The 12,931-nt window shown below is 65.3% G+C and carries 11 protein-coding genes; 3 read left to right on the top strand and 8 right to left on the bottom strand.

Annotation, left to right across the window (positions count from 1 at the left end):
* Nucleotides 1-2: 2 nt before the first annotated feature.
* The 8 genes from Sa4125_RS16360 to Sa4125_RS16325 form a co-directional block, all read right to left on the bottom strand.
* The gene (locus tag Sa4125_RS16360; protein WP_223999547.1) at nt 3-1,310 is read right to left on the bottom strand and encodes a four-carbon acid sugar kinase family protein; all 1,308 of its coding nucleotides are present in this window, start codon (nt 1,308-1,310) and stop codon (nt 3-5) included.
* Nucleotides 1,307-3,220, bottom strand: coding sequence for a hypothetical protein (locus Sa4125_RS16355; protein WP_223999545.1), 1,914 nt, complete (start codon nt 3,218-3,220; stop codon nt 1,307-1,309). The genes Sa4125_RS16360 and Sa4125_RS16355 overlap by 4 nt, the downstream gene beginning before the upstream one ends.
* A complete protein-coding gene (locus Sa4125_RS16350; protein ID WP_223999543.1) occupies nt 3,217-4,260 on the bottom strand; it encodes a Gfo/Idh/MocA family oxidoreductase in 1,044 nt (347 codons plus the stop codon). Before Sa4125_RS16350 ends, Sa4125_RS16355 begins: the two co-directional genes overlap by 4 nt.
* A gap of 11 nt (nt 4,261-4,271) precedes the next feature.
* Nucleotides 4,272-5,126, bottom strand: a complete 855-nt coding sequence (locus tag Sa4125_RS16345) for a phosphogluconate dehydrogenase C-terminal domain-containing protein (RefSeq protein WP_224007868.1) — start codon at nt 5,124-5,126, stop codon at nt 4,272-4,274.
* A gap of 4 nt (nt 5,127-5,130) precedes the next feature.
* A complete protein-coding gene (locus Sa4125_RS16340; protein WP_223999541.1) occupies nt 5,131-6,111 on the bottom strand; it encodes an ABC transporter permease in 981 nt (326 codons plus the stop codon).
* Nucleotides 6,108-7,640 (bottom strand): sugar ABC transporter ATP-binding protein, encoded by a 1,533-nt coding sequence (locus Sa4125_RS16335; RefSeq protein WP_223999539.1) that lies wholly within the window; start codon nt 7,638-7,640, stop codon nt 6,108-6,110. The genes Sa4125_RS16340 and Sa4125_RS16335 overlap by 4 nt, the downstream gene beginning before the upstream one ends.
* A gap of 2 nt (nt 7,641-7,642) precedes the next feature.
* Entirely contained in the window at nt 7,643-8,677 is a 1,035-nt protein-coding gene (locus tag Sa4125_RS16330; RefSeq protein WP_223999537.1) for an ABC transporter permease, read from the bottom strand.
* A gap of 88 nt (nt 8,678-8,765) precedes the next feature.
* The gene (locus tag Sa4125_RS16325) at nt 8,766-9,773 is read right to left on the bottom strand and encodes a sugar ABC transporter substrate-binding protein (protein ID WP_223999535.1); all 1,008 of its coding nucleotides are present in this window, start codon (nt 9,771-9,773) and stop codon (nt 8,766-8,768) included.
* A 210-nt stretch (nt 9,774-9,983) separates the two neighbouring features.
* On the opposite strand from Sa4125_RS16325, the gene nanR reads away from it, so the two are divergent.
* From nanR to Sa4125_RS16310, 3 genes are all read left to right on the top strand, one after another.
* On the top strand, nt 9,984-10,709 hold the full coding sequence (gene nanR / locus Sa4125_RS16320) for a transcriptional regulator NanR (protein ID WP_223999533.1): 726 nt from the start codon (nt 9,984-9,986) through the stop codon (nt 10,707-10,709).
* A gap of 73 nt (nt 10,710-10,782) precedes the next feature.
* Complete coding sequence (locus Sa4125_RS16315) at nt 10,783-12,045, top strand: ribulose-bisphosphate carboxylase large subunit family protein (protein ID WP_223999531.1); 1,263 nt, start codon at nt 10,783-10,785, stop codon at nt 12,043-12,045.
* Between the two features lie 36 nt (nt 12,046-12,081).
* Entirely contained in the window at nt 12,082-12,927 is an 846-nt protein-coding gene (locus Sa4125_RS16310) for a phosphogluconate dehydrogenase C-terminal domain-containing protein (protein ID WP_223999529.1), read from the top strand.
* The last annotated feature ends 4 nt before the right edge of the window (nt 12,928-12,931 follow it).

Below are 12,931 nucleotides of genomic sequence, written 5' to 3'. Positions count from 1 at the left end.
TCCTAGCCGTCGCGGACCTGGCAGAAATAAGAATCGGTGCCGACCTGGCCGCCCTTGAAGGCGATCTCCAGCCCGTCGATGGCCGCATCCTCGCTGAAGCCACGGCATAGGGGCGATCCTGGCGAGTTCGGCAGCGGGTAGACGCATTGGAGGGCGTAGAGCCCGAGGGCGCGGATGGCGTGGCTGGACGTGTCGCCGCCGGAAACGCAGGCGCGCCGAAGGCCGTGCCGCCGCACCAGGCTGTGGAGGATCGTGCCGAGTGCCGCGCCCAGGCGGTGCCCATCGATCGCTGCCGCCGCGACATCGCGCGATCCCGTGGCCGTGTAGAGAACGACGCTTCGTCTTTCCTCGAGCACCCGTGAACCGGCCTCCACCGCGGCGGCGATCGCGGCGGCCGCCGAGCCTCCGGTAAGGGCCAGAGGGTCGAGCGCGACGGCGCCAAAGCCGTGCTCGCAGGCATGGGCGATCTGGCGCTCGGTTGTCGGGGAGACGCTGCCCGAGACGGCGGCGATGGCGCCGCGCGCGCCTGGAGGCGGGAAATGCAAGCGCGCCCCCGCGAGCGGGGTTCCAGATTCCGGGGCGACCAGCGCATACTCGACTCCCGACGATCCGGCGACGAAAGGCATGCGGTCGCGCAGCCGCCAGAGGTGGCCACCAACCGCCGCCTGCGTTTCGGTGTCGAGCACGTCGAGCATCACCACGGCGCTCTCGGCGATGGCCGCTTCGATCGCGTCGGCGCCATCGGCACGCTTCAAGGCGACGAGATCGACAAGGCCGATGCGCTTGTCGGTCTGGCGGCCGAGATGGCGCGTCAGATCCGCCTCGTCCATTGGCGTCACCGGATGCTGGCGCATGACGGGATGCCGGTCGATGCGATAATTGACGCCGCGAAAGCCGGCGAAGAGCTCGCCGAACGCGGTGTAGCGCTTGAGCTCCGGCGCACCGACCACCAGGAGTGTCGCCTCCTGGCCGAATACCGCCGCACCGATGTCGATCGCGCGGCCGATGCTGCCGATGCCGGGCGCGGAATCGAAGGTGGAGCAGACCTTGTAATGGCAGATCGGCGCGCCGATCTCGCGCAGCCAGTGGAAAGCCGCCGGCAGGTGCGCGTCCATCCAGTCCGGCGTCTGGCTGCGGCTCGTGCCGGCCAGCCCGACGACGCGGCAGGTCGAGAAGCGCTCGCGTTGCGCCGACGTCGGCAGGTCCATGAACAGGACCGTCTCGATGCCGTGGAGTTCCATCGCCTCCATGACGTCGGTCGAGCCGGTCAGGTCGTCGCCGTAGTAGGACAGGAGGAGGGGAGAAGTCATCGCGTGGCCCCGACCGTCGCGATGGCGATGGCAAAAGCGCCGAGCTCGAAGCCGTCGGCTGCTCCCCGTTCGACCGGTCCCCGTTCGACCGGCAGCGGTTCGCCGTCGAGGAGCGGCGACAGCGCCGCTTCGTCCAGCCGCTCGATCGCGACGAGTCCGGGGAGGCGGCAAGCCTGGCGCTCCCCGGTGAGGTTGGCCACGAGCACGGTATCGCCGCCGCAGACGGCCAGAACCGCTGCCGGCTCGCTTGATCTCGCCGGGCGCGCCGCCTGTCCGGCCAACTGGCCGAGCATCCGCGCCGCGTGGATGGCGGGGCGCCTCCGGCCATCCGGATCGACGAGTCCGAAAGGTCCGGCGAAGGCGCCGAGCGTCAGCGCGTCGAGACCGGCGTCGGCGACCGCTGCAGCATAGCCGATCATCCACGCGGCGGCGAAGAGACCGCGCTGGCGCGGATCCGCATCGGTCATGGTGATCCGCGCGCCGCCGGGATTGGGGGAGAGGGACGGGCCGTAAGGGTTGTCGCGCATGCCGATGGCTGCCGGCCCGATGCGGTAGCGCGCCCGCCCGATCATTGCGCGAACGGAGCGGGTGACGAAGGGAAGGCTTTGCAGCGTCTCCATCACGCTGCGGTCATCCGCGGCATGAACGATCGCCGCCGTGGTGTGACTGACGACGTCGAGCAGACCGGCCGGCGGCCGTTTGCGGTTGAGTTCCGTGAAGCTGCTGATCATGCCGCCGCCAATCGGCAGGTCGGGAAAGGCAGCGCGGGCTGCGGTGTAGACGGTCTCGAGCGGCGGGCAATCGGGCCAGCGGCTGCCGGGCGGTGTCGACTTCAGGTCGGGTGCCGGACTGACCATGATGTCGGTCAGCGATAGGCCCGTTTCGTCGACGAGGTTCGCGATCTCGCGCAGTTCCACCGCCGGATCCCTGACGCACGGCACGACGCATTCGAGCGTCGCCTTGGCGGGGCAGGCGGCAAGAATTGCCGCAAATCCCGCAAGGGCCTCGCGGCCGTGCCCCGCGCGCGGATCGAAATGGAGGACGAGACGCTGCGGGCGGACGAAGCGCAGCGCGTCGATCGCCCCGAGCGTCGCCGCGATATCCTCCGGCGCAATGCCCAGTCCGAAATCCGGCACAACGCCGGCTGCCTCGCCAAGCGTGACCGTCACCGCTGTCGGCCGAGGTTCGGCTGCCACGGCACCGCGCCCGCCCTCGATCGTCAGCGCCACCCGTTGGCGCTCAGGGACGCCTGGTGGAAGGGTGTAAGGCCACGGCAGAGCCAGCGGCCGGACGTAGGTCTTGTAGGAGGCATCGGTCCAGGCGCGCTGGTCCTCCATCTCGAAGGCGTCACCCTCCATCCGGCAGGTGGCCGTGACGCCCGGCGCGACGGCATGGCTGATGGCGCGGATATCCTTGAACGGCTGCGCCGGCGCGATCAGCTCCGGCAGCGCAGCGGTCTGGATGACGCCGTCGGTGTGCTCGATCCGGACAGGGGTGCCGGAAAGGCCGAGGACCGGATGCAGGACGCAGAACCCGCAGCGATTGGTGGCGAAAGCCGCGGTCGGCGTCGCGACAACCTCGAAGACGAGGCCGGCTGATGGGGTTCCCTCGATCGACGCGTCGCATCGCAGCTCGGCCCCGTCCGGCGCGCGAAAGACAGCTCGATAGGATACGGTGAAGCGTTCCGCCGTCTCCTCGACGGAGAGGGTGTCGATCTCCACGGGGCAATTGCCCCAGTTCTCGTCACGGACGAGGAAGGCGATTGCGCGCAGGATTTCGCTCTCGCCCCATCGGATCTTCGCGAGATTGCCGCCGACGAGTTCGGCCGACAGAGGGCCGGCGCGCAGCAGTCGCATCGGCGGCGGCACCTCCTCTGTTCCAAACAGCAGGGTGGCGCGGCCGGCGATCATGCATACCGTTCCGGATCGACCGTCTTGCCGCTATCGGCGCTGCCATAGGCTGCCTCGACGAGGGCGAAGGTTTTCAGATTGTCCTGGCCGGAAGTCGCCGGCGACGTGCCGGCCCGGAGCGTCTCGACGAAGTGGCGCTGGATGTTGAGCACACTCTCCTGCACCCCGTGCCATGGCTTCTGTGCCCAGCCGAGGAGGGTCGGCGACACGTCGCGCCGCTCGATGCCGCCCGGCGACGTCACCGTCAGCGCGTAACCGGCGTCGAGCTGCACCGACCCCTCCGTTCCCTCGACGTCGACCAGCACCTCGGGAAACAATTCGCGGGCCCTTCGGCTGGAGTAGCTGCAGTCGACGGTCGAGGTCACGCCGCCCGCATGGACGAGAAGCATGGTGGCGACGTCCTCGCCGGCAATGTTCGGGTTCACCGTCGCGATCGACGCGGTGAGGCGCGAGACCTCGCCAAACAGGAAGCGGGCGGTGTCGAGCACGTGGACGCCGAGATCCTCGATGATGAAGCGCTTTCCCTTGGCAAGGTACGGCTGGCCGGCGATCACATCATAGCCCGAGCGGAACGAGACCCGACCCCAGAACGGCCGGCCGATGACGCCGGACTGAAGCACGTCGCGCACGGCGAGGACCGGCTTCTGCCAGCGAAAATTCTCGTGCACCATCATCGGGACACCCGCGGCCTCGCAGGCCTCGACCATGGCGCGACCGTCGGCGATGCTCGGCGCCATCGGCTTCTGGCAGATCACCGCGACGGCATGGCTCGCGGCAAGTTCAACGAGCGCCCGGTGGCTCGGCGCGGTGGTGACAATGTCGACGAAATCGAGCTTTTCGGCCGCGAACATTTCCGCCGCGTCGGTATAGGTCCGCGTGATGCCGAAGTCGGCCGCGACCTTCGCCAGCCGGTCCGGGTCTTGGTCGCAGAGCGCGACAATGGCGGCACCCTCCGGCGCGCGCGACAGGTCCCGCCAAGCATTGAGATGGTTCAGTGCAAAAAATCCGCAGCCGATCAGGCCGCCTTGAAGCTGTGCCATTGCATGTTTCCTCAAGTGATCCGCCGGATGGAGGCGGCGAGTTCCTGCGGCTCGAATACCCGCTTCCAGTCGTCGCGCATCAGCATCGGCTTGCCGAACTCGATCGCCTTGTTGCAGGCGTCGGAAAACACGCCCGGCGTCTCCTCGAAAATCACCGCGCCCAAGACGTTCATGTGGCCGAGCAGGAAATCGCGTGCCGCTTCCCGCGGCACGCCCCGCCGCACCACCTCGTCCATCGCCTCGCGCATCACGTCGAGGAGACTGGCGCAGACGGTTTCCGACAGGCCCGGCTCAAGCAGCGCCATCTGCTCGACGCTGATCCGGTGCGAGCGCATCACCGGCGCCCAGATGATCTGCGCCACCTCCTCGCCGAGAGCATAGTGTTCCTCCGGTCCCTGCATCAGCGAGGAGACGATGTGCTGCTTGGCCGCAACGCCACCGAAGAAGTCGCGCTTTGCCTCGATGTCGGTCTCATCATTGAAGATCGGCGGATGGCAGGGATGGGTGACGAAGTAGGTGAGGTCGGGTCGGTTGGGGAGGTGGCCGGCGAAGGGCGCTGCGGCATCCAGCACGACGATGAGGGTGCCCGGCCTGAGACTCGGTTCGATGTCGGCGGCGACCTTGCCGATCGCCGTGTCGGGCACCGCCAGCACCACCACTTCGGCTCCCGCGACCGCCTCCTCGACTGAGCTACAGTCGATCCCGAGACCCGTCTTCAGGCGCTCGCGACCGGCCTCGCTTACCTCGACATAGCGGGTAGTGAACCGCGACTCCTTGAGCTTCCCGGCCAGACGGTAACCCATCTTGCCGCCAGCACCGACGAGAGCGATTGTGGTCATGGCATGCGTCCTTGAAGGCTGTTGCAGAAGCTCACACGACTTCGAGCGGACGGATCGTCCGCCGCTCCAGACGCTCGATGATGCGGGTGCGGATGCCGTCGATCGCCACCGCGAGGAAGATGATCGCAGCCGTTACCAGCGGGTAGACATACGGGTCGGCATTGATGACGTTGAGGCCGTTCTGGACGGTCTTGATCAGGATCGCGCCGAACACCGTGCCGGCGACGCTGCCGCGGCCGCCGAACAGCGAGACACCGCCGAGCACCGAGGCGGCGATCGCCGCGAACTCGATGCCGTCGCCGTATTTCGGGCCGGCCGCGCCGATCTGGGTGATCGAGACGAAGCCGCCAATGCCAGCGCAGGCACCCGCCAGCACGAAGCACATCAGCTTGATGCGCTGCACCGGCAGGCCTGCCTTTCGCGCCGCATCGGGATCGCCGCCGACGGCATAGACCTGCCGGCCGAACGGCGTCTGGTGGAGGATGACCGCGGCGATGGCGAAGACGAGGAGGAAGATGACGATCGCCGAGGGGATGCCGAAGACACTTGCCCGGTTCAGCGTGGTGATCGAATCCGGGAACATCAGCGTGCGGGTGTTCGACAGGAACATTGCAATGCCACGCAGGATGAACAGCGTCGACAACGTGACAATGAAGGAGGCGACCCCCAGCCGGGTGACGATCAGCCCGTTCACCGCCCCGATCAGCGCAGCCAGCAGCAGCACCGCCAGGAAGCCGACCGGCCAGGCCACATCGGGCAGGTACAGTGCCAGAATGCTGGCCGTCAGGTACATGCTGGCGCCGATCGAAAGGTCGATCTCGGCGGTCAGGAGCACGAAGGTCATGCCGATGGCGAGAATGGCAATCGGCGCCGCCTGAATGATGATGTTGCGGAAGTTGGCGATGGCCAGGAACCGGTCAGACATCAGCCCGAAGGTCAGGAGCAGCACGGCGAACAAGAGGTAAGGGGCGTTCTGCAGGATGGTGAGGAGGACGCGGCTGCCAATCTTCATCGAGCGACGAGCTCCCTTGGAACGGAAGTGGTGCCGGTGGCCGCCGTCATGATGACCTCACGGTCAAAACTCTCGCGGGCAAATTCGCCTGTCAGTTCGCCGCGATGGATGGTGAGGATGCGGTCGGACAGTCCGATCAGTTCCTCGATCTCGGAGGAGATCAACAGCACTGCGCTGCCGCGCTCGGTCAGTCCGTTGATGATGCGGTAGACCTCCTGCTTGGCGCCGACGTCGATGCCGCGAGTCGGCTCGTCGAGAATGAAGAGCCTCGGCTCGCGACGCAGCCACTTGCCGATCACCACCTTCTGCTGGTTGCCCCCCGAGAGGTGCTTCACCTTGGTCTCGGCGACCCGCGTGGTCGACAGGTGCACCGCGCGCCCGGTCGCCGCCGCCTCGCGTTCGATCCGGCCATTGTCGAGTACACCGAACGCGCCGGCGAAGTCGCGCAGCGAGGCGAGCACGACGTTGTCGGCGATGCTGAAATCCATCAGCAGCCCTTCGCCGCGCCGGTCCTCGGTGAGAAAGGCAATGCCGGCATCCATTGCTGCACCAGGGGTCGGCCTTTTCAGCATCGCTTCATCGATGCGGATCGTGCCGGTGGCGAAGCGGTCGAGACCGAAGATCATTCGGGCGAGTTCGGACCGGCCCGAGCCCATCAGGCCGGCAAGGCCAAGTATCTCGCCGGCATGAACAACAAGCGTTATTTCGTGCGCGACGCCAGGCTGACTGAGGCGATCGATCTGCAGCACGGGCGGGCGGCCCGGACTGGCGGTGCGGGCGGGAAAGATCGTGTCGATCGAGCGGCCAACCATCATGGAGACGACGCGCGAGACCGTCATCTCCGTGCGGGGACCTGCACCGGCAACGACTCCATCGCGCAGGATGGTGATGCTGTCACACACCGCCATCACGTCTTCCAGGGCGTGGCTGATGTAAATGATGCCGATGCCGCGATCCTTCAGCCTCGCGATGATCGCGAAAAGCCGGGTTACTTCTGGCCTGGTCAGGGAGGTCGTCGGCTCGTCGAAGATGATGATCCGCGCTTTGCGCGACAGAGCCTTGGCAATCTCGACCAGTTGCCGCTCGCCCTGGCTGAGCCGCGACACCGGCGTCGAGGGCTTCAATTCGAGATCGACCTCGCGCAGCAACTCCGTCGTCCGTGCCCGGATCTCTGCCCGATCGATGAACGGCAACAGCCGGCTGCGGCGGGGGAAGGCATCGACGAAGAGATTTTCTTCGATCGTGAGGTTGGGAAAGAGGTTCAGTTCCTGGTGAATGAAGGCAATGCCGGCACGGATCGCTGCCTCCGGCGCCACTGGCGCGTAGGGCTTGCCGTCCAGCCGCATCGTGCCGGCATCCGGCTGGTGGACGCCGCCAAGGATGTTCATCGTCGTCGACTTGCCGGAGCCGTTCTCTCCGACGAGGCCGAGCACCTGGCCCCGCTGCAGTGTCAGGCCAACTCCGTGCAGCACCCTCACGCCGAAGAAGCTCTTGGTCAGGCCGTCGATCTCGATCAGGGGAGCGGCCACGGTCAGCCCCGTCCGAAGTAGCGGTGGCGGAGCGTGTCCACCGTCGCGGCCAGAAGGATGACGCTGCCTTTGATGATAAAAATGGTGAAGAGCGACGACCCCAGCATTTTCATCGAGGTGTCGATCAGCATCAGGAACAGGACGCCGAATACCGTCCAGACGATCTTGCCTTTGCCGCCGAACAGGCTGGTGCCGCCGATCACCACCGCGCCGATGACGTCGAGCAGGATGTTCTCGCCAAGGATCGGCGATCCCGTCTGCATCCGCGCCACATACATCATCGACCCGATCGCGGCGCAGCCACCGCTGATCAGAAAGGCCATCAGGATGGTACGAGAGACCGGAATGCCGGAAATCCGCGCCGCCTGCGGATTGGCGCCGACGGCGTAGATCCAGCGTCCGAATTCAGTGCGCGACAGAAGGAAGTGCGCGGCAAGGCCGATCGCCGTGGCGACGATCACCGTCAACGGGATTCCGCCCATCGATGTCGTGGAAAAGTCGGTGAAGCCCGTTGGCAGGTTTGCGATGGAGGAGGAGGGCGAGTGGAAGGTGACGTACCATATCGCCGCGCCGGCGAAAAACATCCGCGTCGCCAGCGTGACGATGAAGGACGGCATGTTCAACCGCGTCACCGACAGACCGTTGACGAGGCCGATGAAGAGGCCGGCGGCGAGCATCGCCAGAACCGCGCCGGGCACAGCGAGATTGCTGCCTTCGAGATAGCCGCCCGAGCCGGTCATCACCGAGGCCCCGACGACGGCGGCAAAGGAAATGATCGCTGTCACCGAGAGGTCGATGCCGGCAATGATCAGGACGAAGGTCTGGCCGATCGCCACGACGAGCAACGGCATCATGTCCCCGAGAATGTTCGACGCCACTTCCAGCGACAGCATTTCCGGTACGAAAGGGTAGATTGCCGCGAGATATACAACGCAGAGGACAAGGACGAAATATTCCGACAGCACCAGCCGCAACAGGCCGAGGCTGCCGGCACCCGACGGTCGCTGGTTGATGTCGGCTGGAGGAACGGCCGTCATAAGCGACTCCAAATGAAGGTAATGGGGAGCCAAAAAGGTGGCCATGGGCGGGAGGTCCGGGCCGCGTGGCCCGGACGGGTCCGAGCCCTTACTGTGGGTTGTCCTTCGCCCACAGGACGTAGCCCCACATCTCGGCCTGCTTTTCCTTCATGTTCGCCTGGGTGATGGCAAAGCCGGGGTCGAGGAGCAGCTTCTCCACCTTCTTGCCGTCCTGAAGGTCGACGATCGCCTGAATGGCGATTTCGGCCTCGTAGAATAGGTTCTGCACCCCGCAGGCATCCATGTAGCTTTCGTGCATTAGGGCGTAGGCAGGCGCAGCGCCATCGAAGCCTGCGAGGATGACGTGGTTCTCCTCGCCGATCTTGCCCCATTTGTCGGCCGATTTCAGCGCCTGGGTGATCTGCGGCAGGAGGAAGTCCGATGACGTGAACAACAGCGAGATGTCCGGGTTGGCCTGCAGCGCGTTGGTGAGGCCGGCAAAGGCTGTGTCGGCGTTCCATTCGGTCGGGATCGAGGCGACGAGTTCGACCGAGTCCTTGAACTGGTCGATCGCTTCCTGGAAGCCGTCGCGGCGCTGGATCGCGTTGGGATCCCCGAGGTCGCCGATCATGATCGCCGCCTGATGCTTCTTGCCGGAGGCTTTCGCTACCTCGCAGACATAGGTGACGGTTTCCCGCGCGATCTTCTGGTTGTCCGCCTGGATCGCGACCGAGAAAGCTTCCGAGGGCGCCGGTGGGCGGTTGAAGTGAACCATCGGGATTTTGGCCTCGTTGGCGGCCTTGATCGCCGGAATGACGGCGTTGGAATCGGTCTGCACGATGATGATGCCGTCGACCTTGCGGGCGATGGCAGCGCGCACCTGCTCAAACTGCTTGTTGTCGTCCTGATCCGAGATCGCCTCGAAGATCTCGAAGCCGCGGTTTTTCAGGTTCTCGCGGATAATCTCGATACCGGCCACCCAGAACTCGGAATAGAGACCGTCAAACAGCACGGCGATGGTTTTTGTCCCCTGTGTCCGTGCCGCGACTGTCAGCCCGCCGGTGGCGGCGAGTGCCATCAGCGTCGAAATGGTGAATTCACGCCTGTTCAATGCCATGTTTTCCGTCCTCCCCAATGCCCGCGGCGCAACGTCGATCGTGCGAAAGCCCCTCTTTTCGAGGGTGCCGATCAATTTCTTGAAGGCCGATGCCAAGAGACGGTATGTCATCATATAAGTATCGTCAAGCGTCGCCGCGGCGGGTCGCGATCCTCGGGCGGACTTGTTAGGGACGGTGCTTGTCACTCTGTTTCAGACTGGAATGAGGCCATGGAGCCGGTGCGAAAGCGGAAGCTTTATCAGGAAGTGCTTGATCGACTGATTGGGGCGATCTCGTCCAACGAGTTTCCGCCGGGTTCGAAGCTGCCCTCCGAGCGTGAGCTGATGGCAATGATCGGGGTCGGCCGGCCTGCGATCCGCGAGGCGATGCAGTCGCTGCATCAGAAGGGCCTCATCCTCATCTCGCACGGTGAACGGGCGCGCGTGATCAACCCGACGCCGGACGTGATCGTCGACCAGATCTCGAGTGCGATGATCATGATGCTGGCAACGAATGTCCGCGGCATGGAAGAACTCAAGGAGGCGCGGCTCTTACTGGAGTCGGCGCTGGTGAGCATGGCCACCCGCAAGGCCACCGAGAAGGACCTGCTGCGCCTGGAGGAATGCATTCGCGCTCTGCACGAGGCGCGAGGCGATCATGCCGCCTTTGTCGCCACCGACATGGCTTTTCACGGCGTTATCGCGGAGATGAGCGGCAATTCGCTGATAGCTGCGGTGACCAAGGGAATCTTGGAATGGCTGTCCCGGTTCAAGCGCGATCTGGTCTCTGTACCCGGCGCTGAGCGGGTCACCATTCTGGAGCACGAACGGATCTACAAGGCGATTGCCAATGGCGACGCGGAAGCGGCGTCCGCCGCCATGACCGAGCATATTACGCGGGCCAACGGCCTCTACGTCCAGCTGCAGCGGGACAGCGAGTTTCCGAAGGCGGTTTAAGTTCACCAACTCATATGATGACATGACTGACTGAAGATGCTACGCGCTTGGTCATCTTTGGGGAGTCACCGCATTGTCGGACCGGATTGTCGCGCATTACTTGGTCGAGACGGCCTATCCCCTGGAGGTTGCCGTTGCCGCTCTGGCCGGAGAACAGTCGAGCGGAACCTTTCGGGCGACGCCGGGTGAAACTCCGGAACTGCTGCGTCAGTACGGTGCGAGGGTCGAGTCGCTCCGGGAGATTGGTGAGGTTGCGATCCCTTCTTTGCCCGGCGCTCGTTCACCGTCGCCGCCTGGGATGCCGATCCGCCAGGCCGAGGTCCAGATATCGTGGGCCGTCGGCAACACCGGGATCAGCCTTCCCACCGTCTGGTCGACTGTTCTCGGCAACCTGTTCGAGCTGCACCACTTTTCCGGTCTGAAGCTCATCGACATCCACTTTCCCGAGGTTTTCACGCAGGCTTATCCCGGTCCCGCTTTTGCAGTGGAAGGGACGCGCACGCTGACTGGCGTTTTCGGCCGCCCGGTCATCGGCACCATCGTCAAGCCAAGCGTAGGCCTGACGCCGGTGGCGACCGCCGAACTTGTCGATACCCTGATCGAAGCCGGGCTCGACTTCATCAAAGACGACGAGCTGATGGGCGACCCGCCGCATTCGCCGTTCGCCGAGCGTTTCGAGGCTGTCATGCAGGTGGTCGACCGCCATGCCGACCGTTCCGGCCGCAAGGCGATGTATGCGGTCAATATTTCCGGCGAGATCGATGCCATGCGCCGTCAGCTCGACATCGTCGAGAAGCGCGGCGGCACATGCGCCATGCTTGTCTTGAACTCCGTCGGTCTTGCCGGTGTCGCAGAGGTCCGGCGCCTCTCGGGCGTCGCCCTACACGGCCACCGCGCAGGGTGGGGCCTCTATGGCCGCTCCCCGATGTTGGGCATGAGCTACGTCGCGTACCAGAAGTTCTGGCGCCTGATCGGCGTCGACCATCTCCATGTCAACGGGCTTTCCAACAAGTTCTGCGAGGAGGACGACAGCGTCATCGCCTCGGCCCGCGCCTGCCTGACACCGATGTTCGAGGATGCGGCGCGGCCTGACACCGTCATGCCGGTTTTCTCCTCCGCGCAGACGGCGGTGCAGGCAGCCGAAACCTATCGCAGGCTTGGATCGAACGATCTGATCTACTGCTGCGGCGGAGGCATCATCACCCATCCGGGCGGCATCGCCGCCGGCGTCGCCAGCGTCCGGGAGGCTTGGGATGCGGCCGCGGCCGGCATTTCCGCCAAGCAATACGCCCTCGATCACCCGGCGCTTGCCCAGGCGCTGGAAACCTTCGGCTGACGGGCAGCCAGACAAGAACAAAAGGGAGGACTGAACATGACGAAACCGGTGGCAGTGCTGGGATCCGGCGGCAAGATGGGGTTTCGCGTCACGAAGAAGCTGATCGAGGCCGGTTACGACGTGCGTGCGGTGGAGATCGGGGACGTCGGCCGGGCGCGGCTTGCCGAGGCCGGCATCGCGCCGATCTCGGTGGAGGCGGGGGTCGCCGGCGCGTCGGTCGTCGTTCTGGCGCTGCCCGACAACATCATCGGGGACGTGATGCGCCAGCTTTCGCCGATGCTCGGCGCCGGCACCATGGTGCTGATCCTCGACGCGGCCGCCCCCTATGCCGCCGCGCTGCCCGACGACCGGCCGGACCTCACCTATTTCGTCGGCCACCCATGCCACCCGCCGCTGTTCAACGACGAGACGGACTGGGACGCGCGCCGCGACTATCACGGCGGAATCGCGCGCCAGTCGATCGTCTGCGCCCTGATGCAGGGGCCGGAAGAGCACTATGCGCTCGGGGAGGAGATCTGCCGGGCGATGTGGTCGCCGATCATCGAGGCCTATCGCGTGACGCTGGAGCAACTCGCCATTCTCGAGCCCGGGCTGTCGGAAATGGTCGCCATGCCGTTCGTCGATACGATGGTCGAGGCGGTGGAGGAATGCGTGGCGAAGTACGGCATCCCCCGCGGCGCGGCGATGGACTTTCTGATCGGCCATCTCAATGTGGAGATCGCCATGTGGTTCGGCTTTTCTCCGAAGGTGCCGTCAGATGCCGCCTTGCGTCTGATGCGCTTTGCCAAGGGCGTGGTCGTACGCGAGGACTGGCGCGAGGCGCTATCGCCGCAGAAGGTGAAGGAGGCCTCCGAGTTGATCGTCTACGGCAAGGGCGCCTGATCGC

It is taken from the genome of Aureimonas sp. SA4125 (assembly GCF_019973775.1).
GTDB lineage: Bacteria > Pseudomonadota > Alphaproteobacteria > Rhizobiales > Rhizobiaceae > Plantimonas.
This window is presented reverse-complemented; position numbering and strand designations above follow the sequence as displayed.